Source organism: Mucilaginibacter sp. RCC_168 (assembly GCF_041355315.1).
In the GTDB taxonomy this organism is placed as follows: Bacteria; Bacteroidota; Bacteroidia; order Sphingobacteriales; family Sphingobacteriaceae; genus Mucilaginibacter.
In genome coordinates this window covers 1-26,462 of record NZ_JBFUPN010000004.1, presented here as the reverse complement: position 1 = coordinate 26,462, position 26,462 = coordinate 1, and the positions used below count along the sequence as shown (strand labels likewise).

28 protein-coding genes are annotated in these 26,462 nt (G+C 43.4%); 15 read left to right on the top strand and 13 right to left on the bottom strand.

The window, feature by feature from the left end:
- Nucleotides 1-122: 122 nt before the first annotated feature.
- The 4 genes from AB6735_RS04270 to AB6735_RS04255 all read right to left on the bottom strand — a co-directional run bounded on the left by AB6735_RS04270 (nucleotide 123) and on the right by AB6735_RS04255 (nucleotide 3,593).
- A complete protein-coding gene (locus AB6735_RS04270) occupies nucleotides 123-1,379 on the bottom strand; it encodes an aspartate kinase (protein ID WP_370994604.1) in 1,257 nt (418 codons plus the stop codon).
- On the bottom strand, nucleotides 1,380-2,348 hold the full coding sequence (locus tag AB6735_RS04265; protein WP_370994603.1) for a DUF3298 domain-containing protein: 969 nt from the start codon (nucleotides 2,346-2,348) through the stop codon (nucleotides 1,380-1,382).
- Between the two features lie 3 nt (nucleotides 2,349-2,351).
- A complete protein-coding gene (locus AB6735_RS04260; RefSeq protein WP_370994602.1) occupies nucleotides 2,352-2,819 on the bottom strand; it encodes an N-acetyltransferase family protein in 468 nt (155 codons plus the stop codon).
- Nucleotides 2,820-2,906: 87 nt separating this feature from the next.
- Nucleotides 2,907-3,593 (bottom strand): YggS family pyridoxal phosphate-dependent enzyme, encoded by a 687-nt coding sequence (locus AB6735_RS04255; protein WP_370994601.1) that lies wholly within the window; start codon nucleotides 3,591-3,593, stop codon nucleotides 2,907-2,909.
- A gap of 136 nt (nucleotides 3,594-3,729) precedes the next feature.
- On the opposite strand from AB6735_RS04255, the gene AB6735_RS04250 reads away from it, so the two are divergent.
- From AB6735_RS04250 to AB6735_RS04225, 6 genes are all read left to right on the top strand, one after another.
- Nucleotides 3,730-4,236 carry a DUF4296 domain-containing protein gene (locus AB6735_RS04250; protein ID WP_370994600.1) on the top strand — a complete coding sequence of 169 codons (507 nt, stop codon included), beginning with the start codon at nucleotides 3,730-3,732 and terminating at the stop codon, nucleotides 4,234-4,236.
- The gene (locus AB6735_RS04245) at nucleotides 4,217-6,580 is read left to right on the top strand and encodes an endonuclease MutS2 (protein WP_370994599.1); all 2,364 of its coding nucleotides are present in this window, start codon (nucleotides 4,217-4,219) and stop codon (nucleotides 6,578-6,580) included. Before AB6735_RS04250 ends, AB6735_RS04245 begins: the two co-directional genes overlap by 20 nt.
- A 179-nt stretch (nucleotides 6,581-6,759) precedes the next feature.
- Nucleotides 6,760-7,098, top strand: a complete 339-nt coding sequence (locus AB6735_RS04240; protein WP_370994598.1) for a VOC family protein — start codon at nucleotides 6,760-6,762, stop codon at nucleotides 7,096-7,098.
- 46 nt (nucleotides 7,099-7,144) lie between these two features.
- A complete protein-coding gene (locus AB6735_RS04235) occupies nucleotides 7,145-8,230 on the top strand; it encodes an SGNH/GDSL hydrolase family protein (protein ID WP_370994597.1) in 1,086 nt (361 codons plus the stop codon).
- Nucleotides 8,231-8,360: 130 nt separating this feature from the next.
- Nucleotides 8,361-9,059 (top strand): CoA transferase subunit A, encoded by a 699-nt coding sequence (locus AB6735_RS04230; RefSeq protein WP_370994596.1) that lies wholly within the window; start codon nucleotides 8,361-8,363, stop codon nucleotides 9,057-9,059.
- 204 nt (nucleotides 9,060-9,263) lie between these two features.
- The gene (locus AB6735_RS04225) at nucleotides 9,264-9,920 is read left to right on the top strand and encodes a 3-oxoacid CoA-transferase subunit B (protein WP_370994595.1); all 657 of its coding nucleotides are present in this window, start codon (nucleotides 9,264-9,266) and stop codon (nucleotides 9,918-9,920) included.
- A 121-nt stretch (nucleotides 9,921-10,041) separates the two neighbouring features.
- Here AB6735_RS04225 and AB6735_RS04220 read toward each other — a convergent pair whose 3' ends face one another.
- From AB6735_RS04220 to AB6735_RS04210, 3 genes are read right to left on the bottom strand one after another with little or no spacing between them, the layout of a single operon-like run.
- A complete protein-coding gene (locus AB6735_RS04220; protein ID WP_370994594.1) occupies nucleotides 10,042-10,674 on the bottom strand; it encodes a uridine kinase in 633 nt (210 codons plus the stop codon).
- Nucleotides 10,667-11,695 carry a LysM peptidoglycan-binding domain-containing protein gene (locus AB6735_RS04215; RefSeq protein ID WP_370994592.1) on the bottom strand — a complete coding sequence of 343 codons (1,029 nt, stop codon included), beginning with the start codon at nucleotides 11,693-11,695 and terminating at the stop codon, nucleotides 10,667-10,669. Before AB6735_RS04215 ends, AB6735_RS04220 begins: the two co-directional genes overlap by 8 nt.
- Nucleotides 11,696-11,715: 20 nt before the next feature.
- Nucleotides 11,716-12,480, bottom strand: coding sequence for a DUF4905 domain-containing protein (locus AB6735_RS04210; RefSeq protein ID WP_370994591.1), 765 nt, complete (start codon nucleotides 12,478-12,480; stop codon nucleotides 11,716-11,718).
- A 95-nt stretch (nucleotides 12,481-12,575) separates the two neighbouring features.
- On the opposite strand from AB6735_RS04210, the gene AB6735_RS04205 reads away from it, so the two are divergent.
- The 4 genes from AB6735_RS04205 to AB6735_RS04190 all read left to right on the top strand — a co-directional run bounded on the left by AB6735_RS04205 (nucleotide 12,576) and on the right by AB6735_RS04190 (nucleotide 16,129).
- Nucleotides 12,576-13,055, top strand: a complete 480-nt coding sequence (locus tag AB6735_RS04205; protein ID WP_370994590.1) for a Dps family protein — start codon at nucleotides 12,576-12,578, stop codon at nucleotides 13,053-13,055.
- A 174-nt stretch (nucleotides 13,056-13,229) separates the two neighbouring features.
- A complete protein-coding gene (kduI, locus tag AB6735_RS04200; protein ID WP_370994589.1) occupies nucleotides 13,230-14,060 on the top strand; it encodes a 5-dehydro-4-deoxy-D-glucuronate isomerase in 831 nt (276 codons plus the stop codon).
- Nucleotides 14,061-14,091: 31 nt separating this feature from the next.
- On the top strand, nucleotides 14,092-14,910 hold the full coding sequence (locus tag AB6735_RS04195) for an SDR family oxidoreductase (RefSeq protein WP_370994588.1): 819 nt from the start codon (nucleotides 14,092-14,094) through the stop codon (nucleotides 14,908-14,910).
- A gap of 433 nt (nucleotides 14,911-15,343) precedes the next feature.
- Nucleotides 15,344-16,129: a DUF4350 domain-containing protein gene (locus tag AB6735_RS04190; RefSeq protein ID WP_370994587.1), complete on the top strand. Its 786-nt coding sequence runs from the start codon at nucleotides 15,344-15,346 to the stop codon at nucleotides 16,127-16,129.
- A 1-nt stretch (nucleotide 16,130) separates the two neighbouring features.
- On the opposite strand, the gene AB6735_RS04185 is transcribed toward AB6735_RS04190, so the two are convergent.
- The 4 genes from AB6735_RS04185 to AB6735_RS04170 all read right to left on the bottom strand — a co-directional run bounded on the left by AB6735_RS04185 (nucleotide 16,131) and on the right by AB6735_RS04170 (nucleotide 17,983).
- Entirely contained in the window at nucleotides 16,131-16,427 is a 297-nt protein-coding gene (locus AB6735_RS04185; RefSeq protein ID WP_370994586.1) for a DUF3175 domain-containing protein, read from the bottom strand.
- Between the two features lie 19 nt (nucleotides 16,428-16,446).
- Nucleotides 16,447-16,701: a hypothetical protein gene (locus AB6735_RS04180; protein ID WP_370994585.1), complete on the bottom strand. Its 255-nt coding sequence runs from the start codon at nucleotides 16,699-16,701 to the stop codon at nucleotides 16,447-16,449.
- A gap of 10 nt (nucleotides 16,702-16,711) precedes the next feature.
- Nucleotides 16,712-16,915 carry a hypothetical protein gene (locus AB6735_RS04175; RefSeq protein ID WP_370994584.1) on the bottom strand — a complete coding sequence of 68 codons (204 nt, stop codon included), beginning with the start codon at nucleotides 16,913-16,915 and terminating at the stop codon, nucleotides 16,712-16,714.
- Nucleotides 16,916-17,620: 705 nt separating this feature from the next.
- Nucleotides 17,621-17,983: a hypothetical protein gene (locus AB6735_RS04170; protein ID WP_370994583.1), complete on the bottom strand. Its 363-nt coding sequence runs from the start codon at nucleotides 17,981-17,983 to the stop codon at nucleotides 17,621-17,623.
- 519 nt (nucleotides 17,984-18,502) lie between these two features.
- Between AB6735_RS04170 and AB6735_RS04165 the strand changes: the two genes are divergently transcribed.
- Complete coding sequence (locus AB6735_RS04165) at nucleotides 18,503-18,634, top strand: hypothetical protein (protein ID WP_370994582.1); 132 nt, start codon at nucleotides 18,503-18,505, stop codon at nucleotides 18,632-18,634.
- 46 nt (nucleotides 18,635-18,680) lie between these two features.
- Here AB6735_RS04165 and cobA read toward each other — a convergent pair whose 3' ends face one another.
- On the bottom strand, nucleotides 18,681-19,409 hold the full coding sequence (gene cobA / locus AB6735_RS04160; RefSeq protein ID WP_370994581.1) for a uroporphyrinogen-III C-methyltransferase: 729 nt from the start codon (nucleotides 19,407-19,409) through the stop codon (nucleotides 18,681-18,683).
- A gap of 94 nt (nucleotides 19,410-19,503) precedes the next feature.
- Nucleotides 19,504-20,202 (bottom strand): Crp/Fnr family transcriptional regulator, encoded by a 699-nt coding sequence (locus AB6735_RS04155; protein WP_370994580.1) that lies wholly within the window; start codon nucleotides 20,200-20,202, stop codon nucleotides 19,504-19,506.
- A 763-nt stretch (nucleotides 20,203-20,965) separates the two neighbouring features.
- Between AB6735_RS04155 and AB6735_RS04150 the strand changes: the two genes are divergently transcribed.
- From AB6735_RS04150 to AB6735_RS04135, 4 genes are all read left to right on the top strand, one after another.
- Complete coding sequence (locus AB6735_RS04150) at nucleotides 20,966-21,835, top strand: M57 family metalloprotease (protein ID WP_370994579.1); 870 nt, start codon at nucleotides 20,966-20,968, stop codon at nucleotides 21,833-21,835.
- A gap of 127 nt (nucleotides 21,836-21,962) precedes the next feature.
- Nucleotides 21,963-22,802 (top strand): M57 family metalloprotease, encoded by an 840-nt coding sequence (locus tag AB6735_RS04145; protein ID WP_370994578.1) that lies wholly within the window; start codon nucleotides 21,963-21,965, stop codon nucleotides 22,800-22,802.
- 92 nt (nucleotides 22,803-22,894) lie between these two features.
- The gene (locus AB6735_RS04140; RefSeq protein WP_370994577.1) at nucleotides 22,895-25,702 is read left to right on the top strand and encodes a S8 family peptidase; all 2,808 of its coding nucleotides are present in this window, start codon (nucleotides 22,895-22,897) and stop codon (nucleotides 25,700-25,702) included.
- Between the two features lie 352 nt (nucleotides 25,703-26,054).
- Nucleotides 26,055-26,462, top strand: a 408-nt coding sequence (locus AB6735_RS04135) for a transposase DNA-binding-containing protein (RefSeq protein ID WP_370994576.1), incomplete at its 3' end; no start/stop codon positions are given.

The following is a 26,462-nucleotide window of genomic DNA, read 5'->3' as shown; positions in this document are numbered from 1 at the left end:
AGCTAAAAGCGTTATTGCGAGGCACGAAGCAATCTCTATGCTATACTGAGCAAACAAGCATAGTTGCCCTGCTTTTGTAGAGATTGCTTCGTGCCTCGCAATGACGCTTTTGTGGATTTTAACTATTTCACTACCACCTGCGCCGTATTCCTGCTTATCTGCTCCAGCAACACGGTTTTACCTTCGGTGAGCTCTTTGAGGGCACCCTCGGCATGGTGCCTGATAGTAATGAGCGTTAGGCCGGTATTATATTTTACCTTGAAATCCTGCTGCAAACTGTTGAGCAGCTTGTCAAAACGCTCTTCGTAAAAGTCAAAACAAACCGAAAAACTCAGGGCTGATGTTTGCATTACATTTACTTTTACCTGGTTCTGCGCAAACAAACCGAAAATATCACTCAGGTGATCTTCTGTAATAAAAGAGTAGTCTTTGGACGATATCGAAAGCAATACCTGGTTTTGTTTCAGAATAATAACCGGCTTTATAAAGGTGTTTATACCATCTTCTTTAATGACAGTACCCGAAGCTGCAGGATCGGTAAACGGTTTAACCAGCAGGGGGATATGGGCGTTTTGTAACGGTTTGATGGTTTTTGGGTGAATAACGCTTGCTCCGTAATAGGTCATCTCGATAGCTTCTGAATAGGAAAGCTCATCAAATTTTACGGTATCCTTAAAAAATTTAGGGTCGGCGTTCAGGATGCCCGGTACATCTTTCCAGGTAGTTACCGATTGTGCATTGAGACAGGCCGCGAAAATAGATGCCGTATAGTCGGATCCCTCACGCCCCAGCGTGGTGGTAAAATTCTCGGATGTGCCGCCCAAAAAGCCCTGGGTTACTACAATGCCCTTATTCAGTAAAGCCGGGATATCCCTGGTAATACTTTCGCGGGTTTTATCCCATTGCACAATGCCTTCGCGGTAAGTGTTATCGGTATGGATATAGCCGCGTACATCCAGCCATTGGTTTTTGAGGCCTTCCTTGTTCAGATATGCGCTGATGATACGGGTCGATACCAGTTCACCGATGGATACGATCTGGTCGTAAATAAAATCATAGTCGTCCTGTGGTTCGTCTTCGATCATCCAGTCAATTTCCACAAAAGTGTTGGCTATTTCATCAAACACGGGATGCTTAGGCTCAAATAGTTCATGCAGGATATCAAAGTGGTATTGTTTAATACCCTCGTATATGAGGTGCATATTGTCCGATTGATCTACATAAGCCCGGGTAAGGCTTTCCAGCGCGTTGGTGGTTTTGCCCATGGCAGATACCACAATGAGTAATTGATCCCCCGTATATTTTTTAACAACGCTGGCCAGGTTAATAATGCCACCGGCATCTTTAACAGATGCACCTCCGAATTTAAAAACAAGCATTTATTTGATGTATTTGGTCACAACCGTATTTGGCCGTAGTAATGATTTTATTTGTGAATAGGGGATAACCAGGGTAGTAGTGCCGGCCGCATAAGGCTTGATCTCGTACTGGTTATAAAAGAATTTAAGACCAAAAGGAGTGATCAGAAAATTATCATTAAGGGCGAATTTATCATCCTTGAAAAAATAATTATTGGCCAGTGAGGCGGTATCGCTCAGCTTTTCGTCTTTCCTGAAAATAGCTTCGCCTATTTTTTTCAGCTTGTCCTGATAGCCGGCATTAAAAATATCATCCCGTACCAGGTTCTTATTAGCTTTGGTATCCCAGTTGATGAAAAAGGTGGCCGAACCGCCATGAGCGCCGCCCTGGTAAGTATAACCGCCAACTTCAATGGCCGTAAAGCTGGAATCTTGCAGCAATACTTTGGCATAACTGTTCAACTCAAAAAACATCTCCGTACGCGGATCCGTTTTTTTGAAATCGGCATAAGCTTTCAAAAAGTTTTTGGTCATCAGGGTAATGCTGCTATCCGGTTTACCATCCATTGCAAACAGACTGGTGAGCTTCCGGATCACCGAATCGTTCAGCTTTTTTTGCCCTGCGAAAACCGGATATTTAACTTTTACCACTGTACACGCGCTGTCTGGCTTGGCGCCGCAATCAGCCGCCCGCTCATGTATGTTTTTGTAAGTGTAAGAAAGCGTGTCTACACTGGTATCCTTTTGCTTTGACGGAACACCCCACTGGCACGACGCGAAAGCGAAACTAATAAAGATGAATAAAAGATAAAAAGACAAAGGACTTTTGGATTTCTTGTTTTCCAGACAAAAGAAACTTTTCCACCCGCTTTGCCGCAAAGCGGAAGAGAAGGTCGCCCCGCGAAGCGTGGACGGGGTAAGTCGTCTGCGGTATGCTGTTACAGCAACGGGATCAACCTTGGAAGAATCTGATTTGTAGCTGGTTTTCATAGCTTAATAGTTTAAAAGCTGTTCTTTTGACAGGGAGGCATTAAGCCATCCGGCTTCAATATTAGCCTCGTATTTTTTATAAAAATTAATGGCGGGCTCATTCCAATCGAGCACCTGCCATACCATGCCGCTAAAGCCTAATTCTTTGGCTTCGGCAATCAGTACGTTGAACAACAATTTACCAACACCTTTGCCGCGGTATTGTTCGGTAATGATGAGATCTTCCAGGTACAGGCGGCAGCCTTTCCAGGTGGAGTAGCGTATGTAATAAACCGCAAAGCCAATGATTTGCCCTTCCGCTTCGGCAACAAATGCCTTCCATACGGGTTTGGGGCCAAAGCCTGCATCTTCAAACTCCTGCAGGCTTACGGTTACTTCCTCGGGCGCTTTTTCAAAAAGGGCAAGCTCGTGTACCAGTTCCATTAAACGCGGGCAGTCTTCTTTTTTAGCAATTCTTATATTTATGTTCATTGGTTCAGTTGTTCATTAGTTCATTGGGTGCACACCAATAAACCTTATTCTGTTAATTCTTTAATCCTGAGAATTCTGATTCAGACATTAATTATTTTTCCAGTGCTTAATAACCCGGCTGCCAAAAATGGTGCTGCCTACGCGTACCATATTGCTGCCCTGCTCAATGGCCAGTTTATAATCGGATGACATACCCATCGACAGGGTATCAAAAGTATCTATCTTGCGAAAATAGCTTTGCTTAATGCCGTCAAAAAATGTCTTCAGCTCGTAATATTCTTCTTTGATCTGCTTTTCGTTATCGGTATTGGTGGCAATACCCATCAGTCCGCGGATGTGTACGTTATTGAAAGTTACAAACTCATCAGACCGTAACAGTTCAATGGCTTCGTCAAAACCTAAGCCGTATTTGGTTTCTTCATCAGCAATATATATCTGTAGCAGGCAATCTATAATGCGGCCCGCCTTTTCAGCATGTTTGTTGATCTCATGCAGCAGTTTCAGGCTATCGACAGATTGAATCATGCTCACAAAAGGCGCGATATATTTAACCTTGTTGGTTTGTAAATGCCCTATCAGATGCCATTGAATGTCTTTAGGCAGTTGTTCATATTTCTCCACCATTTCCTGCACGGTGTTTTCGCCAAACAGGCGCTGGCCTGCATCATAGGCCTCCTGCAGGTCGGCAGCAGGTTTAGTTTTCGACACCGCCAATAAAGTTACCCCCGGGCCCGTTTCTTTTTTTAAGCTTTTGATATTATCTGCAATGCTCATTTATCCGTAAATTTGTTTTTTTTAATTTGAAAATTTGGTAATTTGAAGATTTGAAAATGTTCGGATCATTTAGGCATTTTCAAATTAACGCATCTTCAAATTTTCAAATCAAATTAATTAGCCGCTAAATTACAGAATGCATAAATATTTAACCTTGTTTTTTTCAGTATCACTATTTTTAAGTGCCTGTAAAAACGATAGTCCGCCAAAAGGCTTAATAAAACCTGATGCCATGGCCGGCTTATTAACCGAAATCCACCTTATTGATGGGCGTTTATATACCGGTTTGCAAACCCCGGATACCTTGTACAAATATGGTATGGGTAATTACCTGGCTGCTTTTGAGCGGTTCCATACCGATTCGGGAACTTTTAAAAAAAGCCTGAATTATTATGCCACATATCCGGATAAACTTATGGCGATATATGATAAGGTTGATGAGCGGATCAAAGCCCTGTCTGATTCGGTTAACAAGATAGCGGCCCAAAAACGCCAGGCCGATTTAAAAGCCGATTCCATTAAAATGGCCCACAAAGCCGATTCTATCAAAAAAGCCGCGCAAAAGCCCGTGAAGGCTGTGAGCAAGGCCGATTCTCTAAAAAAATTAAAACAAAAACATCCTGATGCTTTACCCAAAAAATAGTGTTGATAAGCTGGGGTTTACCGAGGTAAAAGAATTAATAAAAGCACATTGCCTGAGCGAAATGGGTCAACAAATGGTTGACAAGATACAGGTAATGAGCAATTACGATCTGATATATAAGTTCCTGAACCAGGCCAACGAGTTTAAGAATATCCTGGTTAATGATGCTGCCTTACCCATTCATCACTTTTTCGATATAAAAACCTTAGCCAATAAAGCCCGTATTGAGGGCGTATTTTTGTCGGAGGAAGAATTTTACCAGGTGCAAACCTCCCTGCAAACCGTATTCGCGGTGATCGCTTACTTTAGCGAACGGGAAGGACTGTACCCTAACCTTGAAGCTTTATTTGAGCATTTGCCCATTGAAAAGGCCATCCTTAAAAAGATAGATGCCGTAATTGATGCCAAAGGTAAGATACGGCCCAATGCTTCACGCGAACTGAATGAAATTACCCTGGGCATTGCCAAAGCCGAACAAGAGGCCCGCAAAAAGATTGACCAGATATTTAAAGCAGCATCCGGCAGTGGCTGGACGGCCGATGGTTCACTTACGGTGCGCGATGGTCGTTTATGTATCCCGCTGCTGGCCGAAAATAAGCGGAAGCTTAAAGGTTTTATCCATGATGAATCCGCATCGGGCCAAACGGTTTATATGGAGCCCGAAGAAGTATTTACACTCAACAACCGTGTGCGCGATCTGGAATTTGAGCGCCGCCGCGAGATAGTTAAAATACTAACCGCTTTAACAGATGAACTACGGCCTTATACACCGCTTTTACTATCCTACCATGGCCTGTTAACCAAGCTTGATTTTGTGCGCGCCAAGGCTTTGTTTGCTATTGATATAGAGGCAGAAATGCCGCAGGTAGTTAACGAAGCCCGATTGAAACTATACAATGCGCGCCACCCATTGTTGTTCCTGAATTTTAAGGCCGAACAAAAAACGGTGGTTCCGCTTAATGTGCATATTGACGAGGGTACCCGCATTATTGTGGTATCGGGACCGAACGCCGGTGGTAAGTCGGTTTGTATGAAAACCGTTGGCCTGCTGCAAATGATGGTACAGGCCGGTTTGCTGATTCCTGCTGCCGAAGCCAGTGTAGTTGGTGTGTTTAAGCAACTGTTTGTTGATATTGGTGATGATCAGTCGATAGAGAGCGATCTGAGTACCTATAGCGCCCACCTGAGCAAAATGAAAACCTTTGTGGAGGACGCTAATGGTAAAACATTGATCCTGATAGATGAGTTTGGTACCGGTACCGATCCGCAGTTTGGCGGACCTATTGCCGAGGCTGTGCTGGAATCATTGAACCAGAAAAAGGTAAGGGGGATGGTAACTACCCACTACTCCAACCTCAAAATATTCGCCAGCAATACTGAGGGTATCGAAAATGCTTCCATGTTGTTCAATAACGTGGAGATGAAACCGCTTTATCAGTTGGAAATTGGTAAGCCCGGCAGTTCATACGCGTTTGAGATAGCTCAAAAAATAGGCTTGCCCGCCAACGTGCTTAATCTCGCTAAAAACAAGATAAGCGAAGGCCAGAAAAAGGTAGATACTTTACTGGTTGACCTGGAACGCGAGAAACGCGAGATATTTGAAACCAAACAAAAACTGGATAAACAGCAGCGCCGGGTAAACGAACTGCAAACCGAAAATGAAAAGCTGAAAAGCTACCTGGATGAAAATAAAAAGGTGCTGATCAAAGAGGCTAAGGATCAGGCGAAAAACATTATCCTGAATGCGAATAAGCTGGTAGAGAATACCATATCTGAAATAAAAAGCAGCAATGCCGATAAGGAAGTGACCCGTGCCCTGCGCGAGAACCTGAATACGGAGCTTAAAAAAAATACCGTTAAGGTTGAACCCGTAAAACCCAACCCAGCGGTTGATGAAGAATTAAAACCAGGCGATTGGGTGAAATTAACTGACTCGGAAACTACCGGACAGGTGATCGAGCTGATCAAGGACAACGTAGTAATTGCCATTGGCGATTTGCGTACCGTGGCCAAAAGGAAACGGGTTGTCAAGGTTTCGAAATCATCGGTACCAAAGGATATCCGCAGGAATTTTAATTCGCATACCAATGATCTGGCCAGTTTTAGTCCGGAGATAGATGTGCGTGGGATGCGTACCGAAGACGCTCTGCATGCTATTGAAAAACTGTTCGACCGTGCCCTGATGATGGGTTTTAACAATCTCAAGATCATTCATGGCAAAGGCGACGGCATCCTGCGAAAAATGATCAGGCAGTACCTTAAAAAGTACGACCAGGTTGACCGTTTGGAAGATGAACACGCGGACCGCGGTGGAGATGGTATAACATATGCATATTTAAAGTAAATTAGCCTTTTGTAGGAGCAAGGATTTAGGGAGTAAGGAATAAGGATTTTTGGACTAAAGAGTAAAAATGACAGTAGATGTCCTTGTTCTTTGTTCCCAAAATCTTTACTTTCCCCGTCCTTGTTCCTTGTTCCAAAAGTCCTTGTTCCGAAAAGATGGCATTAAAAAGTATCACTCCTATGTTGTATACGCTTCGTGTTAAGGAAAGCGTTGATTTTTATGTTAGTAATCTGGGTTTCACCTGTATTGGTTTTGATGAAGACTGGGGCTGGGCAACCGTAAGCAGGGATGATATCGAAATTATGCTGGCGCTCCCCAACGAGCACGAAACGTTTACGGTGCCCAAGTTCACGGGTTCGTTTTATATCCGCACCAATAATGTGGATGAGATCTGGAATGAAATGAAAGAGAAAGCCGTGATCTGCTATCCCATTGAAGATTTTAATTATGGCATGCGGGAGTTCGCGGTTTTTGATAATAATGCCTATATATTACAGTTTGGTATGCCGTTAGACTAACGTCGTATCAATGTGTAAACCCATCTTTTAATCACAACTATTAACAATGCGCAAAATCTGCTCTGTAGTTCTGTTCCTCATTTTTGCTGCCGGCTTAGGCTGCTCCAATGCTCAAATCGCGGTACTTAAAAGTAAAGACTCGCATATTCGCTATACCGGCCGTATCAACATGACGGATGAAGCCGCAGAGCTTTACTGGACGGGTTCGTCAGCGAAAATTAACTTTAACGGTACCGGAGCCTCGGCCATGTTGCAGGATGAGCGCGGCGAAAACTATTTTACTATAATTGTTGACGGTAAGGTGACGGGCACCATCCACCTGGATAATACCAGAAAAGTTTATACCCTTGCCGAAGGGTTACCCGCTGGTGTGCACAGCCTGGAGTTATTTAAGCGTACAGAATGGGATAAGGGTAAAACTATTTTTTACCAGTTTATACTGGCCAGGGATGCCACGGCTTTACCCGCGCCACCCGCTAAAAAACACCGCATAGAGTTTTTTGGTAATTCCATCACCTGCGGATACGCTGTGGAGGATACCACAGGGCAGGATAGGGGTACCGCTCCTTATGAAAATGGCTATATCAGCTATGCCGCCATTACCGCCCGCCATTTTGATGCCGATTATATATGTACATCCAAAAGCGGCATCGGTGTGCTGGTAAGCTGGTTTCCGCTCATTATGCCCGAAATGTATAACCGGCTTGATCCCACGGATCCGACCAGTTTGTGGGATTTTTCGAAGTATACGCCTGAGTTGGTGGTCATCAACCTGTTTCAGAACGACTCCTGGATAGTTCAGCAACCGAATAATGAGCAGTTTAAAGAGCGGTTTGGTGCCAAAGCTCCCGAGCCCGACCAGATCATTAAAGCCTACCGGGAGTTTGTAAAAAATATCCGCAAAAAATACCCCAAAGCACAGATCATTTGCGCGCTGGGCAGTATGGATGCCACCAAAGAAGGTTCGCCATGGCCGGGTTATATTGAAAAGGCTGTAGCCAGCCTCAACGATAAAACCATTTATACTCACTTTTTCCCTTTCAAAAATACCCCTGGGCATCCCAGCGCCAAAGAGCAGCAGGCCATGGCCGATGATCTGATCAGCTTTATTGATAAGCGGGTGAAGTGGTAAAATACCAGTAGAGTCAAGAAATTAGAGTCAGGAATCAAGAAAGAAAAAGCTTTATTATATGGCTATTTCTTATGTCTTGATTCTTGACTCTTGATTCTTATATCTAAATTTGAGCAACCAATTATTGAACATGAATAAAGTAGTTAGTGGTGCCGATGAGGCCATCCGCGATATTCAGGATGGCATGACTTTAATGCTGGGTGGCTTTGGCCTTTGCGGGCTGCCCGAAAACTGTATAGCCGCGCTGGTGAAGCAGGGGCGTAAGCAATTAACCTGTATCTCCAACAATGCCGGGGTTGACGATTTTGGTATCGGCCTGATGCTGAAACAACGCCAGGTAAAAAAAATGATCTCCTCGTATGTTGGTGAAAACGCCGAATTTGAACGCCAGCTGCTCAGCGGTGAGTTGGAAGTAGAGCTGCTGCCCCAGGGCACATTGGCTACCCGCTGTATGGCCGCCGGCTATGGCATGCCCGCTATATTTACCCCTGCTGGTGTGGGTACCGAAGTAGCCGAAGGCAAAGAAACACGCAATTTTAATGGTAAGGATTACCTGATGGAAATGGCCTTTGATGCCGATTTTGCCATTGTAAAAGCCTGGAAGGGCGATACCATGGGCAACCTCGTGTACCGGTCGACCGCGCGTAATTTTAACCCGGTAATGGCCATGGCCGGTAAAATAACCATAGCCGAGGTAGAGGAACTGGTTCAACCCGGCGAGCTTGATCCTGATCATATCCATACTCCTGGAATATATGTACACCGTATTTTCCAAGGGAAAGATTATGAGAAAAGGATAGAGCAGAGGACAGTGAGGGTGAAGGAATAAGGATAGAAGGAGCAAGGATAGAGGGAGCAAGGATAGAGGGAGTAAGGACGAAGGAGCAAGAATAAGAATATAAGAACCTGAACTAAAACCGCGCGTCATTGCGAGGAGCGAAGCAATCCCAAACTGTACAGAGGGCTCTGCTTATCGGGGATTGCCACGTCGTTCCTCCTCGCAATGACGCGTGGGGGAAATAAATAAGAAAACATGCTTGATAAAACAGGAATAGCAAAGCGAATAGCTAAAGAAATAAAAGACGGTTACTACGTTAACCTGGGTATTGGTATCCCTACATTAGTAGCCAATTACATCCCCGAAACGATGGATGTGGTGCTGCAGTCAGAAAATGGATTGCTGGGGATGGGGCCTTTTCCTTTTGAGGGCGAGGAAGATCCGGATGTGATCAACGCGGGGAAGCAAACCATTACCATGCTGCCGGGTTCGGCTATATTTGATTCAGCCATGAGTTTTGGGATGATCCGCGCCAAAAAGGTAAACCTTACCATACTGGGTGCTATGGAAGTATCCGAAAACGGCGATATAGCCAACTGGAAGATCCCCGGTAAAATGGTAAAAGGCATGGGCGGCGCGATGGACCTGGTGGCATCTGCTGAAAACATCATTGTGGCCATGCAGCACGTAAACAAAGCAGGCGAATCAAAACTATTGCCCAAATGTACCCTGCCACTCACCGGTGTGCACTGCGTGAAAAAAATAGTAACCGAACTGGGTGTATTTGATGTATTACCCGAAGGCGGCTTTAAACTATTGGAACGTGCGCCGGGGGTAAGTGTAGAGGATATTAAAAATGCTACAGCCGGTAAATTGATTGTTGAAGGCGATATTCCGGAGATTGTTATTTGATCCGTAGTTCATGGATCATAGTTAATGGTTCATGAATCATAAGTGGTCAATAGATTATAGTTGATAATTCGTAGCGATTAATACCATGAACTATCAACTATGATCTATGAACCATCAACCATTAAAATAATTTCTTCCTTAGATCCGCCGATATTTCTTCGGTTACCTTGATTATATCATCGGCAACATGACTGTTGTTGGTGATCACCCGGTCACATTCGTCTTTATAAGGCAATAAAAACTCTTTATAAGCCGGTACCACATGGTTTACCCATTTGTACATGGCATCATCGTTCGAATAACCGCGCTCTATCAGGTCGCGCTTCAGGCGACGGTTCATGGCAACTTCTTCATCGGCTTCAATAAAAATTTTCATGTCGAGCATATTGGCAATATCCCTGAAATGCAGGATAAACAAACCCTCCACAATTAAAATAGGCGCTGGTTTTATTTCCAGCATCTTAGGTACCGCATTGGGGTTGTTAAAGGTATATTCGGGCTTAATAACGGTTTCATTATTAAAAAGCCTGCTGATATCCTGCTGAAAATGCTCATGGTCAATGGTGGACGGCAGATCAAAATTATACACCTTATTTTCTTCGGGCGTCATCTTATGAGCCACGCGAAAATAATAGTCATCCTGCGATACCAGGCATACCTCGTCTGCAGTAAAATGCTCCAGGAAACTTTTCAGGAAAAAGGTTTTGCCTGATCCACTACCACCGGCAATTCCAATAATATAAGGTTTATTCATTCGGGTTCGGACTGCCGTAGCTGATGTTTACGTGAATGCGTTTATCTAAAGCACCTAATGCGTCGGCAGTGTTCTTGGTCATTACAATAAGTACGTCCTTAGTAGCCTCGCTGTCGGTAAATCTGCCTACAACTTTAGCATAGGTGGTATGGTTGTTCATAGGATTGGTGATCTTGATCACGGTACCGATAGGAGCGGTACGGTGCAATACCAGTTCCTTTTTAGGGTCAAGGCTGGTATCATCTATCCAGGTAGCTACACCTGTCTCATTTTTTTCGTACAGACCAAAACGGTTAGCTTTTAGTTTATTGCCTGCGCTGTCAATAGCGGCAACGGTTGAATCTTGGGTTAGCACTGCATCCTGTTTAGCAACCGGCCTTTCGGCGGGGGGCATGCCTGAGCGTACTTTGATGACCTGGTTTGGAGTAAGGGTGTCGGATGTTAAGCCGTTGAGCTTGGTGATGTCCTCAACAGAAGTACCAAACCGTTTGGCTATAGAGTAAAGTGTTTCGCCTGCGGATACTTTGTACTGCTGCACATTATCCATATTAACCGGTTTGGCGGGTGTGGTATCGGCTGGGGGCGGCGTTGTTGTAGCTACTGTTGCGGCCGGAGCTTGCTGCTGAACTACCGGTTGCTGTGTTTGCGGTTTTGGTTGTTGTGCTGCAGGCTGTTGTGCTTGTGGCTTTGGCTGTTGAACCGGCTGCTGCGCTTGTGGCTTAGTTTGCTGAACAGGGGCGGGGGCTGCAGCTGTAGTTTGTGTAAACGATTGTTCGGTAGGTACTTTAACAATACCACCAATTTTAAGCGGGGCATTATTATTGAATTGCATAATAGCCTTTGGGCTTACATTATACCGGCGGCCGATGGAGTAGTAATTATCTTTAGGATCAAGTTTGTGCAGTACAACTTTTTTTCCGTTCTGGTTTTCAACTCCAACAGAGTCAACAACCGGGCTTGCAAAAATGGATATGGACAGGGTAAGCAGGGGAGCGATGACTAATAAAATCTTTACTTTCATAATGAATTAAAATACTTAGCTTATAAGTTTAAAACTATTAATGCTGACCGTTCTTTTATATAGATCAGGTTATTCTTATGTACTACAAACGCCTCGGGCTGCAATTTTTGTATGTTGCTGTTTAACAAATCATGGTAAACAATTACACCTTCGCTGTTAATAATATATAAATGCTGTTTTAATTTTTCCTGAAAAAACGTGTGCAAAGATACAATTCTGTAGCTATTGTGTTCCAAATAATGCAGGGTATTTGCATAAGGTTCGGCAGGTAAGGTCAATTCTTTTAAAAGATCTGCAGGGAGCATCTGTGGCACAACTATATGATTATTCAAAGGAGTGTCAATTACCGGTTGATAGGCCTGTAAAAGGCCGCCTGTTTTAATATCGGCCAAAAATAATTTCGGAGGTTGCACCTGGGCGTTATAAACTGTGGGGCCGTTTATACACAAATGATCAAAGGCCAAAGTATAATTGCTCCACAGGGTTTGTCCGCTTGTGCCATCTATCGCTATCAGGCCTTTATGTACAGGCCCGTTCTCTGATTGATAATTGTGCACGAGGAGCGTACCATCATAAGCCGCTTCAATGCCCGTGAGCCATCGTTCGGGCGTGGTTATATCCTTAAAATAAACCTGGCCATTGAGCAGGCTTATCGCACCAAAAGCTACTTTCTTATCTTCGCTGTTACGTAATTCAACAAACAAAGTGGCGCTCATATCATCAATTTCCATGCGCCATATGGGCCAGTTAAATTGCTCGTTGATAAAAGGTAGCATCTGTGTCATAAAGTGTGTAAATATGGGTAATAAATTCAAATCTGCTTATATTTACCAAACATTGCTGCCAAGCAAATGTTAAACATAAAAATCACTATTTATATATGAACGCTAAAGAAATTAGTCTGGAAGAAGGTAAAGTAAAACCCGTTGTTGACCACTTAAATGACCTTTTGGCCAACTATCATATCTACTACCAAAAAGTACGTGGCTGCCACTGGAACATCAAAGGGCAAAACTTTTTTACCCTGCACTTAAAGTTCGAGGAACTGTATACAGCCGCGTTAACCACTATTGATGAACTTGCCGAAAGGATACTGACCCTGGGCAAATCGCCATACAGCACATTTAATGATTACATCGAAAAATCGGCTATTAAAGAGATCCAAACCATTGGCTTAAAAGATACCAAAATGGTAAAGGCTGTTATTGATGACCTGGCTGTTTTAATTGCCAAGGAAAGAGAGATTCTTGACATTACCGCCGAGGCTGGTGATGATGGCTCCAACGATATGGTAAACCGCTTTATGCAATTTAACGAAAAAAATACCTGGATGCTGCGTTCGTTTGTGAACGAAGACTAACGAACACCGGTCAAGTATCATTTTATAAAGCCGCTGATATTTATGTCAGTGGCTTTTTTGTTGCGTTTACGTTAATAAGGCCTCTCAGCGCAAACGTTTGAGTAGAATAAACCGGCGAATACTTTTGATTTAAAAAAGATACGTTGTAGAATTGCCTTACCAAAACATAAAGCCTTGAAAGTAATACATAGCGTACACCCCGAAGATTTTAAAAGTTATCAAACCGCACAAATAAGAGAACGTTTTTTAATTGACCAATTGGTACAGGCCGATAAGCTGAACTGTACTTATACCCATTATGACCGTATGATAATAGGGGCGGCGCACCCGGTGACTAAACCGGTAGAGCTGGAGAACTACCCTGATCTGCGGGCTGATTATTTTTTGGAGCGACGTGAAATAGGCATCATCAACGTGGCCGGCGATGGTGAAGTTACCGCTGATGGCCAAACTTTTAAGGTCAACAAACTGGATTGCCTTTATATAGGCAAAGGTGTTAAAAGTGTAAAGTTTGCCAGTAAAAACAGTGCGCAACCCGCAGTATTCTATCTGCTTTCGGCACCGGCACACGCGGTATATCCAACTACGTTAATGACTAATGAGGATGCAGCCAAAGTGCACACCGGCTCTATCGAAACCGCTAACAAACGTACCATTAATAAATACATTCACCTGGAGGGTATCAAAAGCTGCCAGCTGGTGATGGGCCTTACCATACTGCATGGCGGCAGCGTGTGGAACACCATGCCCGCACATGTGCATGATCGCCGGATGGAGGCTTACTTTTATTTTGACGTACCCGCGGGACAAAGAGTATTCCATTATATGGGCGAGGGGCAGGAAACCCGTCATATCCTGATGGATAATTATGATGCCGTAGTTTCACCGCCATGGAGTATCCACTCGGGCAGTGGTACAGCCAGCTATAGTTTTATATGGGGCATGGCCGGCGAAAACCTCGACTATACCGATATGGACGCTATAGCCATACCTGATATCAGATAAAGATCAATTGATTAACAAAATATAAAAGACATTGGAAAATTCATTTTCATTAGCCGGTAAAGTTATTGTAGTAACCGGCGGTACCGGAATATTAGGCGACGCCTTTGTAAATGCTATTGTGGAAGCCGGAGGCGCGGTAGGCATCCTGGGCCGTAAAAAAGAAGTGGCCGAAGAGCGTGCCGAAACCATCAATAAAAATGGCGGTAAAGCCGTAGCATTAGTGGCCGATGTGTTGAACGAAGAAGAGCTGATAGCCGCCAAAGATAAAATTGTAGCCGCTTTTGGTCGGGTGGATGGCCTGGTGAATGGCGCGGGTGGTAACATGCCCGAAGGTGTTTTAGCCCCCGAAGAAGATATTTTTAAAATGAACATTGCCGGCATGAAAAAGGTAATGGACCTGAATACCTGGGGAACTATCATCCCTACACAGATATTCGGCGAAGCCATTGCTACCACTGCGGGTAAAGGCAGTATCGTGAATATATCATCCATGAACTCCAAACGTGCTATCACCAAGGTATTGGGTTATAATATTGGCAAGGCGGCGGTTGATTGCTATAACCAATGGTTTGCGGTAGAGCTGGCCAACCGTTACGGCGATAAGATCAGGATGAACGCTTTGGCACCAGGATTTTTCCTCACCGAACAAAACCGTAACCTGCTAACCAGGCCCGAAGGTGGTTATACCCAACGCGGCGAGCTGGTGATCAAACAAACGCCATTTAAACGTTTCGGTCATGCCGATGAGCTGAAGGGCGCATTGACCTGGTTACTGAGTGATGCTTCGGCATTTGTAACCGGATCCATGATTTGCGTTGATGGCGGGTTCTCAATATTTGGCGGGGTATAAATATTTGTCAGACTAAAAGGCCTGTTATAATATAATGCTCCGTTAGGAGCTACCTATTTGTAATAGTAAATAAAATAAAGTGATAAGATTTTGCTCCGTAGGTGCAGCCCTCAATAAGGGTAGCCTCTATGAGGCAATGTCCTTATTTAAGGATCGGCCCCAGAGGGGTCAAATGTCGGTAGAAAATAGCATGTAAAAATACCGTGCCATCGGTACGGAACTTGGCGAGTTGCGTACCGATGGCACGCTAAAATGTTAAAAAATAAATTTTCTACCGACATTGTGCACCTACGGCGCATTCGGGATCTCTTAACTTAATGACATTGCTCTATTAGGCAAAAGGTACCATTATTTGCAGTGTTACAAATAGATAGCTCCTATGGAGCAACACAAATTGTCTGTTACAATTGTTATTAACAACAAACCCATTTTTATGAAACTGAAATTAGCCATAATAACCTTGTTAATGGGTGCCAGCGCAGCCGCCAGCGCGCAAACTGTTATGCTCGATTATTATTTTAACCATGAAGTGCATAAAAATAAAGCAGGACAGCAGGAGCGTTTTCATTACCTGTGGGGCGAAAAGCAGAATTCTGGCTTTTCAATTTTAGGTGCCACTTTTGCAACCGCCGGTGCCAGGTTGGATTCTCTTGATCAGGCACCTACAGCAGATAATCTCAAAAATACGGCTATCTATATTATTGTTGATCCGGATACCAAAAAGGAAAACCCTAATCCCAATTACATTCAGCCAAAGGATGTGGAGGAAATTGCCAAATGGGTAAAAAAAGGTGGTGTACTTTTAATGATGGCCAATGATAGCGCTAATGTAGAGTTGCCTCATTTTAATACCCTGGCTGCCAAATTTGGAATGCATTTCAACGATGATCTGCAAAATCACGTAATTGATGACGCTCATTTTGAAGATGGCGCTGTAAAAACCACGGGTAATCCGGTGTTTCCTTCTGCCAACAAAATATTCATGAAGGATGTATGCTCCATTGGTCTTAATGGCCCGGCAAAATCGGTTTTGAAGAACAGCAACGGCGCTACCATTATAGCCAGCGCCAAATATGGCAAGGGAACAGTGGTTGCCGTTGGTGATCCCTGGTTATATAACGAATACGTTAATGGCCGGCTCTCGGCCGGTTTTGAGAATGACAAAGCCGCCAACGACCTGGTGCAATGGTTAGTGCAACTGGCTATCGCAAATAAATAGCCTATTGTTCTGGCTTGCCAAATAACTTGCGCAGCTTATTCTTGGCTTTTTCAAGAGGTGCTTTTTGCTTTTTACTTAAGTTTTTACCCGCCCGGTTCTCATAAAAATTCAGCATCGACATGGCGCTTTGAAATGGCGAGGCCTTGCGGCGGTGACTTTCTTCGGCCGACTTTTTCAATGACTCAGCTATTTTTTCGGGATCCTTTAATTTGAATACGCCGTTCTTCAGGTCGAGCGAATTGCTGGTATTGGTTACTCTGGCCGACCATTTTCTTCGTTTCGCTGTTTTTGTTTTCATGATCAATTAATGATGTTACTTACTTCTTACTACTGTCTGGCTTTGCCAATTGGGCGCTGTCTTTTGCTATCCGGGTGCCGCCCGATGCGCTGTTATCCAAATTGCTGGCATCGCCCGTAGTTGTGGTGGTTTTGGAGGTATCGATGTTAGAGGGAACGCTGTCATGTGTGTTTTTAGCAGTATCCCGAACAGTCCTGTCGGAGTGATCGCCGTTGCAAGCAAAAAATGCAGCAACAGTGCAAGCCAACAGCATAACCGAAATTTTCTTTTTCATAGTGTATCTTTTAAAGGTTTTCGCCTTTAGGGCCTTTATCTACATTGGAGCTATCTTTTTGAGCATTGGGGTTATCTTTTTGAACAGGTGCGCCCGGGTTGCCACTATCATTATCGGGGGTTACTGTTTTTACGCGTGGTTCATCGGGTTCCTTTTGTACGTTGGGTAATTTACCCTTTTGGGTATCCTTTGTGTTTGCTGGTGTAGTTTCCATGGTTTAATATTTTATATGATTTGTATAGAAATAAAATAAACTAATAGTAAAAATTGTTTTGTTTTATTTGATATTGAAGAAAGGGGAGTTATAAGAGTAATAGCCCATTAAAAGGCATAAGGCGAAAATTAGGCACCTATCGACTCACCCCGACATCGCTGCGCTCGTCACCCCGCTCTCCGCTTCGCGCATAGAGGGGGCTTTCTTTACCCTCTTTGCGGCAAAAGCCGTAGAGAGGGTGGTCCAGCGTAGCGTAGACCGATGAGTCGGCTCTGCGGTTTATTTTTAACCTTGTGGGTTTCAACGCAGTCTTTTCATGGGCTATTACTCTTATAAGAAGGCAGGGCAACCTTAAAAACCGAAACCCGGTCCAGGTATCGGAAAGCACTTCATTTATTGCGGTCAGCGATCTATATAATAGAGGTGAAGTGATGAATGGATAAACTTATAAACTGAAGTGCTTTTTGACTAATGAAATGGCAAGTAATATATTGGTATTATATTTTCCGGTTGTGTAATGGTAGCACTTCTGATTCTGGTTCGGACGATCGTGGTTCGAGCCCACTTGGGAAAACTTAAAAGTAATTTGCCGGTTCGACTCCAGAGCTGGTTAAACAAAATAAGGGCCAACGATTTAATTGTTAGCCCTTATTTTGTAAAAGTTCATATATCCAGAAAATATTGAACAGCGCTTACAACATTTCGTTACAGGCTATAAATGAGTTTTTTTCCTTTTTTAAGCTGATATCCATCTTTATCAGTCAGCTTCAAATCGCCTTTCTTCCAAACGTAGTTTCCTTTTTTACCGGTTCTGATTAGGATCTGGCTCTCTTTGTAATCAGACAGAAATATCTCTGCTTTTTTGTTATCGTCACTAAAAATAACGGCTGCAATAGTGGAAAAGCTTCTCTTTGGATCGACTTCCTTTAGCTTAATTTTTTGCGCGAAGGTTTGTATGCAATCTTTTTTTATAATGGAATAGGTATACCCGGCGGATCCAATGCAGCCATGTTTGTCGCGGTCGCCACCGGTTGCTTTTTGGGCGTAACTGATTGTTACAAAAAGCATAAAAACTGTACTGAGAATTAGTGATCTTTTGCTCATTTTTAAAGGTTTTGGGTTAATCCTTACTCTAAAGGCTTTTCAGGAATCGCCAGTAATTATTCATACTGTATAAATATAATAAAAAAAAGAGTTTTATGATACCAGTATTAAGCTGAAGAGTTAATCAATATTCGACCTGTCTTTTTTAATATGAATTTCACAGTCCCCTCATGGACTCCTGAAAGGGACCCTGAGGTTGTTTATTCCTAACTTTATACCTGATGATCCTCTGGGAAAGACCCTACGATCAATGTCATTATTTAAGGATACTCCGTAGGAGTAAAAAGCTTTGTAGAAAACAAACAACCATCATTTAGCATGCCGTAGATATGCAACCTGAGTACAGTACCCATGGCACTGAATGGGAGCTGAATTTTTCTACAAAGCTTTAACCCCTATTGGGTTGCCAACCCCTGCGGAAGATGCCGGAAGAAAAATTGGTTAACGAAAGAGTATATATGACAAGTTCTGGAAGGAGCCTTATTGCCTTACTTGCCCTATTGTTTACGCAAACACAGCTGGGACTGGCTGATTGCTCATGGAGCAACCATCATACAAACAGACCGCCCCAAAGAGCTTTTGAATTATCTGCGTAAAAGATCATTGCACCGGTAAAACATCAAACGCCGACAGTTTCGTAAGGTTTTTAAAACTATCGGTCTTAAGCACTTAAGCCCGCAACCTCGCCTATAATAATGATTGCCGGATGAGTTAACTGGTGCGAGTCTGTCATTTGGCGCAGATCCTTAACCAGGCCCCGGGCTACTTTTTGTTGTGGTAATGATGCATGCTGTATAATGGCCGCGGGTGTATCACCCCTGCCTTCGGATATATAGGTTTGGGCAATAGCATCAATTTGTTTCATGCCCATATAAATGGCCACGGTGGCGTTACTTTGCATAGCCAGTTTCAGGTCGGCAGATAAAGAGCCATCTTTTTTAGTGCCGGTAATGATCCATACCCCTTCGCTCATGGCCCGGTGGGTTAACGGTATATCTAAAAAGCCGGAAGCCTGTATGCTGGTAATACCCGGAATGTAATGCGTTTTGATGCCTTGTTCCCGGGCATACGCTATCTCTTCAAATCCACGGCCAAATATAAATGGGTCGCCGCCTTTTAATCTCACAACGCTTCCCTTGGTAAAAGCATAGTGTTTGATCATCTCCAGGATGGTTTCCTGTGGGGTGTAGCTGCCATAAGGGTGTTTGCCTACATAAATTTTTTCACAACCGGGTTTGGCTATATCTAATAATGCTTTGTTGGCCAGGTTGTCATATAATATCACATTGGCCTGTTGTAAAATTTTATATCCCTTAACGGTGATCAGCTCCGGATCGCCGGGACCGGCGCCCAGTACAAATAACTCGGGAATTGGGGTGTTGTGTGACATGCGCTGATGTAGAAATTCATCAATTATATCTATTTTAATTCATAATTGATAGATGACATATAATAATGTGAAATTTTATATGGTTAACGGGAACTTAAATAAAAACAATATCCTGCGCCAGTTTCAATAGCTCCTGATGATTAGTAAGGCGGATGCTTTTGCCCGATAGGCTGATGAGCTTTTCATTTACCAATTCGTTCATCATCCGGAACACGGTTTCGTAGGTGGCTCCCGCGTACGAGGCCAGGTCCTGCCGGCTCAGGTCGCTATTGATAAAACCCTCAGCGGTGGTGCCAAACTGGTTTTGCAGAGAGATTAATGCTTCAGCCACGCGGCCCTTAACGGACATGTGCGCCAGGTTGCGCATTTTTCTTTCAGACTGCTTTAATTCCTCTGTCAAAAACATCAATAATTGATAAGTAAAGCTGGGGTTTACTTTCATGGTTGCTTCAAAAAAGGCTATATCCACATAGCAAACAACCGTTGGCTGTAGCGCTGCCGCAGATATGGGATAAAAACCACCCTTGCCTAAACCTCTGTGGCCAAAAAGCGAACCTTCACGAGCAAAGCGAACAATCAGTTCTTTATCCTTGTCCCATTTTTTATAAACCTTTACACTTCCCGAGTTAACAAAATAAATACCTGTTACCGGATCACCCTCTTTAAAAATAACTTCACCTTTTTTTACTTTGTAGGTTGTTTTGTGTGCCGATATTGCCGGTCGCCACTCAGTTAAGCTATTTTTACATAAAAAACAGCTCTCCACATCGCAAATATTTTGAATTTTTTTCATTTACACCTTTTATTTTTATATAAACTGCATTATTGCAAGTCTAATTAATAATTTCCATAAACTATGCTTGTTTATGGTATGATAAATATCATGTTTTATAACATTTTTATAAAATTTAATAAAATAAAATGAAAACCAATTGAATTAATGGGCATTAATTTAATTGATAGTAATAAAAATCGTTGATATTGTGTTTTTTATGCGTTGTGCAGGGAATGTGTCTCTGGATGATATATCTGAAAAGCCTGCGAATTGTAAATTTTCGAATAGCGATCCTTTGTCATCTTACATTTTTTTGCACCATAAAATCGTAGCTGATATATTTGTATCAATATTTTCCTATGGTGTAATGGTAACACGTCAGATTCTGGCTCTGAAGATTGAGGTTCGAGCCCTTGTAGGAAAACTTAAAATGGACAAACCCAGATAAATTCCGGAGCTTGTCCATTTTTATTTTACCCGTATTTTACCCGGTTAGGCAGTAGGTGTTTACACGGGTTCGGCGGCCGGCCTGTTTTTCCCTGAAAAGTGTCTTGGAATAATTTAAATCAACTATAACGTCAATTTTTGGTAGTTATTATACGGGGTGTAATTTTTACTATTTCTTAATTTTAAGGATAATAATGGTCTTTTTATTTATCAAATAAAAAATAAATGTCGTTGTATTTTAATATATTTATAATCGTAAACAAACAGCTGGCCGGCTATCACAATGATTGTTTATAAGTATTTTTAACTATTAACAAAATTAGAGTACCGACAAATGAAAAAACAACTCTTGTTTAAGATGGGGGTATGCCTTGCATGTGCATCTTCCTTACTAACTGCTTGTACCAAAAACAACCAGGGCGCCGACACCAAGGCCAATCCTAAAACCGCCATCTCTGCCGATGTAGCCCAAAAAATTAAAAACCTGGGTTTTAGTGCAGATAATGTACGTAAAATGGGTGGCAATTACATTGTAGAAGGCGATATCATGTTAACCCCGGCCAATTTAAATGAAGCCAGCACTGCCAGTCCTGTTCTTAGAATAGCCGAAACAGAACAGTACCAGACACATAACCTGGTAAAAAACCTGCCCAGAACCATTACCGTATCGGTTTCAAATTTACCCACAGTTTATGCCACAGCTACAGCTAACGCGGTAGCACGTTACAACGCGTTAAACCTTACACTTAAATTTCAGGTAGTAAGCAGCGGTGGTAATATGGTTATTACCGGTTTTAATGAAGGCGTTGATTCTGATGGTTTTATTACTTTAGGATACTCGGGTTTTCCAACCGCGGCTGGTAACCCTTATAACGCCATCGGGATGAACACCAATGCTGATGCATACGGAAGTAATCCTGATGTAGGATACCTTACGTCTGTTATACAGCATGAAATGGGTCATTGTATAGGCATGCGCCATACCGACTATTTTAACCGGAACCTGAGCTGCGGTACAGGTGGCGGCGGTAATGAAGGCAGCACTTACAGCAGCAGCGACCCGCAGGATTATCCTGGTGCTATCCACATCCCGGGCACACCTACCACTACATTTGATGCCGGCTCATGGATGCTGGCCTGCTCAAGCGGTACCGACCGTACCTTTAACGCGAATGATAAAATAGCATTGAACTACCTGTACTAAAACTATATTGTATTACTCCTTATTGATCAATGAAGTAATTGTTACTGATAATAGGCAGGAGGCTTAGTTCTCCTGCATATTATTTGAGTCTTAACTAAACTATTAAAAAAATTAGAGTACCGACAAAATGAAAAAACAACTCTTGCTAAAAATGGGATTATGCATCGTATGTGCATCTGCCTTATTAACTGCTTGTACTAAAAACAATCAAGGTGCCGACAAAAAGGCCGATCAAACTCCACAAATTTCTGCTGATGTTAGCAGTAAGATCACCGCCCTGGGTTTCAGTACCGATAATATGCGTAAGATAGGTGATAATTACCTGGTAGAAGGTGATATCCTGTTAACCCCGGCTAACCTTTCTGAAACCAGCACCAGTCCAACCCTGAGAATTGCTGAAGTTGAGCAATACCGGACAACCAACCTGGTAAAAAACTTACCAAGAACCATTACCGTATCGGTTTCAAATTTGCCAACCGTTTACGCTACTGCTACAGCTCAAGCCGTGGCACGTTATAACGCGTTAAACCTTACCCTTAAATTCCAGGTGGTAAGCAGCGGTGGTGCTATCCAGATCATTGGTTTTAACGAAGGTCCAAGCGGTGGTTTTATCACCTTAGGTTCTTCAGGTTTCCCAACATCATCAGGTAACCCTTACAACCAGATCCAGATGAACACCAATCCTGCCGCTTACGGAACCAATCCTGATCTGGGATATTTGACTTCCGTTATCCAGCACGAAATGGGCCACTGTATAGGTATGCGTCATACCGACTACTTTAACCGTAACCTGAGCTGCGGAACAGGCGGTGGCGGTAATGAAGGTTCTTCAGGTGTTGGAGCAATCCACATTCCGGGTACACCAACCAAAACATTTGATGCCGGCTCATGGATGTTAGCCTGCTCAAGTGGGACCGACCGTACCTTTAACGCTAATGATAAAATAGCGTTGAACTATTTGTACTAAAAAACCTTATCGTATTGCTTCTTATTGATCAATCAAGTAGTTTTACAAATAAAGGGGAGCAAAACTCCCCTTTATTTTTTTTAATACACAGTATGGTTAAAAAATTACTCTGTTTTATACTGATATTTTTATGTTTTAAATGCTCCTGGGCGCAAAAACCAGCGAACGATAAAAGCATGACCGCGCTTTATAAGGCAGCGCCCGCTGCCCGGCCTTTGCTGGGAAATAACACGGTTAAATATTACCTGGTTAAATATAAAGAACCGGATAAGGCCGATATTAAAAAACTTCGCCCGGTAAAACGGGTATCTTATAATTTTTATGTGGTGGCTACCACAGCTGATATAGCAACCGATGCCAATATACAGGAGGCTACACCCGCAAATTCCTTATGGAAAGCCACAGATAATTTAATACAACTTTTGCAAAAACATCCATCTGCAAAACAATCGATCGATCTGTCAGTCACTTCTCAGAGCGACTCGGTGATCAGCGATATCAAAAAATACGGTGAAATAACCGCTCAAACTCAAAACACCATCACCCTGAATATTTCATTGCAGCGCCTTACCGATCTGTTGCAGCAGCCTTACGTTACCTTTGCCAATGTTACCCGGAAAGCCCACGCCGAATTGGTGATCAATGATATTGACCTGGGCATCAATCAGATCTCGGCCATCGCTGATAATTTTTCAGGCATAGATGGCAGCGGCATCAATGTAGCCATAAAAGAAGAGCGCTATGATGATGACATCGATCTGTTGGGCCGCAGCTTTACCTCGTTCCCGGCCGCAGCTATCACCTCGGGGCACGCTACTATTATGGCCACTTTGATAGGGGGTAATGGCAATTCATTTATCAGGGGATTGGGCTCCGCGCCTAAAGTAAGGTTCACTTCGTCTGATTTTGCCCGTTTGCTGCCCGATAGCACCGCACTTTTTAAAACCTTTGATATAGGTGTTGAGAATCATTCCTACGGTACCGGCGTCGAAAATTATTACGGCGTTGAGGCGGTTGCCTATGATCAGCAGGTGATGGCGAATGATTCCATCATCCATGTGTTCTCTTCGGGTAATATCGGTACTACGACACCTACTACAGGTTTATATAACGGCATCCCGAATGTAGCTAACCTTTCGGGAACTTTTAAACAGGCCAAAAATGTATTGGTTATTGGCGGTACCGATCAAACCGGTGTGCCGGCAGATCTGAGCTCGGCCGGTCCGGCTTATGACGGGCGGATAAAGCCCGAGCTGGTATCCAACGGCGAAGATGGTACATCAGGCGCCGCCGCCCTGGTTTCGGGAACGGTGGCCCTGTTGCAGCAAGCCTACAAAAAGCAATTTAACCAGTTACCCTCTGCCGCGCTTATCAAAAGTGTGCTCATCAATTCGGCAGATGATATCGGTTTGCCCAATGTAGATCATAAAACAGGTTACGGCCAGCTTAACGCCCTGGAAGCTTTACGAACCCTTACCGATAACCGCTTTAAAAAAGGAGCCGTAAGTAACCAGCAACAGGTAGATTATACCATCAACGTTCCGGCGGGCAGCAGCCTGTTTAAAGTGTCATTAGCATGGAACGATCCACCGGCGGCGCTGAATGCCCCCAAGGCCCTTATTAATGACCTTGACCTGTCTGTTACCACACCCGATGGTCAAACCTTGCTGCCATGGAGCCTGAGTACTTATCCCTCCACAGATTCCTTAACCAAACCGGCCGTTCGCCGCAGGGATACCCTGAATAATACCGAACAGGTTAGCCTGCAAAATCCTGTTGCCGGTAATTACATCATTCATGTAAAAGGAAATAGAGTAAGTTCCGGCGCGCAAACTTTTTATATAGCGCATGGAGCTACGGCCGCCAATCGTTTTGAGTGGACCTATCCCTCGGGGAATAACCATCTTTTTGCGGCCGGCGAAAATTACCTGCGCTGGCAAAGTTCGTTCAGTGCCGCAACCGGCCAGCTGAGCGTAAGTTATGACCATGGTACTACCTGGAAAGCCATCAGCAACGTTACCCTCAAAAACAGATATTACGACTGGACAGCGCCCGATGTTTTTACCACGGCCATGCTTAAAATGGACATTAGCGGCCAGTCGTTCATCAGTAAAGAATTTGTACTTTCCCAACCCCTTAACCTGGAAGTGGGCTATAACTGTACCGATGGTACTCTTTTGCACTGGAAGGCGCAGCCAGGCAGCAAAGGCTATGTTATTTATACCATTAAAGATAATTTACTGCAAAAGTTAACTGCTGCTACCGATACCACCATTTTGATACCCACCCAGCAGCAAACATCATCCTACTTTGCGGTAAGCGCGCAGGGCGATGGCTTTGAAGGCCTAAAAAGTTTGACCATTGATGCCAAGAACCAGGGGGTAGGCTGTTATGTGAAAACCCTGCTGGCCAATGTTGTTGATAATACTATTGTGCTTAACCTGCAAATAGGTAGTGTGGTTAATCTCAAATCCATCACCTGGCAAAAACAAACCGGTGCAAATGCTTATACCAACCTGGGCACAACTACGGTGAGCTCTGCTTTAGGGTATCAGTTTACGGATGCTAATCCTAAAAAAGGGATTCAATATTACCGGGTAGAACTGCATACTAACGACGGCAAGGTCACCTATTCCGATCTCGCTAATGCCACGTTTTTACAAGCCAGCCAGTTTACGCTTTATCCCAACCCGGTAAGTTCGCAGCTCAATATTCTGAGCGGTGATATCAACAATACGTATGATTTTAAACTATATGATGCCGTTGGACATATAAGCCTGGAAAGGAGCATTACCCAATTGCAAAATACTTTTCAAATCAACCTCAATCCGGGGATATACATTTATGTGATCATGCTCAAAGGGAAGATCATTACACGGGGTAAGCTGATTAAGGTATAGTGAAGCTCATCACCCTTCATGCAATCACTCGGCTTCAGCCCACCGGTGTTGGGAAGATCGTTATTTAGGCTAAAACCAGGAAATACTACTACTATCCGCCCCATAAATGGGACGGCAATGAATAAAAAGCAGTTGATTTATCTTTCATTGCCGTGGGTTTTAACCAACGGATTACAAACAAACAGTTACTGGCTTTAGCCTAACTCCGTTTTGGGTCTTTGTTTTTTGTCTTCCCAACACCGGTGGGCTGGAGCCGAGTGACTGTTTGAGTAGCCATTCTTGTTTTTTCAGTTCCCTCCCCACGGGCTACTGTGTGGACACAAGTATGCTATAAAAGTTCGATTTTTGCGAAATGGATGAACCTATAAATTCGAACCCTGATTTTAAGGGAGCATTTGGCGATAAACGGATAGAAAGGCGTGCGACTGATGCATTAAGGAAGCTAACCACGGGCCGTAATAGTAGTTTACGACAGATCACAGAAACAGATGCAGAACAAAAAAGCTTCTATCGTTTGTTTAACAACGAAAGTTTCAGCGAAAGCGCTATAGAAAAAAGTATAGTTGATCGTTGCCGGACATTAAGTTCGGGCCGCCATTTATTGTGTATACAAGATACCACAGAGTTTAACTTTTCATCCAAGCGGGGACGAATTAAACCTAAAAGTGGATTAGGAACTACTTCAAGGGATGATATTCTGGGCTTTATGTTGCATAGTAGTTTAGTAGTTGATGCAGAGCATAGTCATGCATTGGGCTAT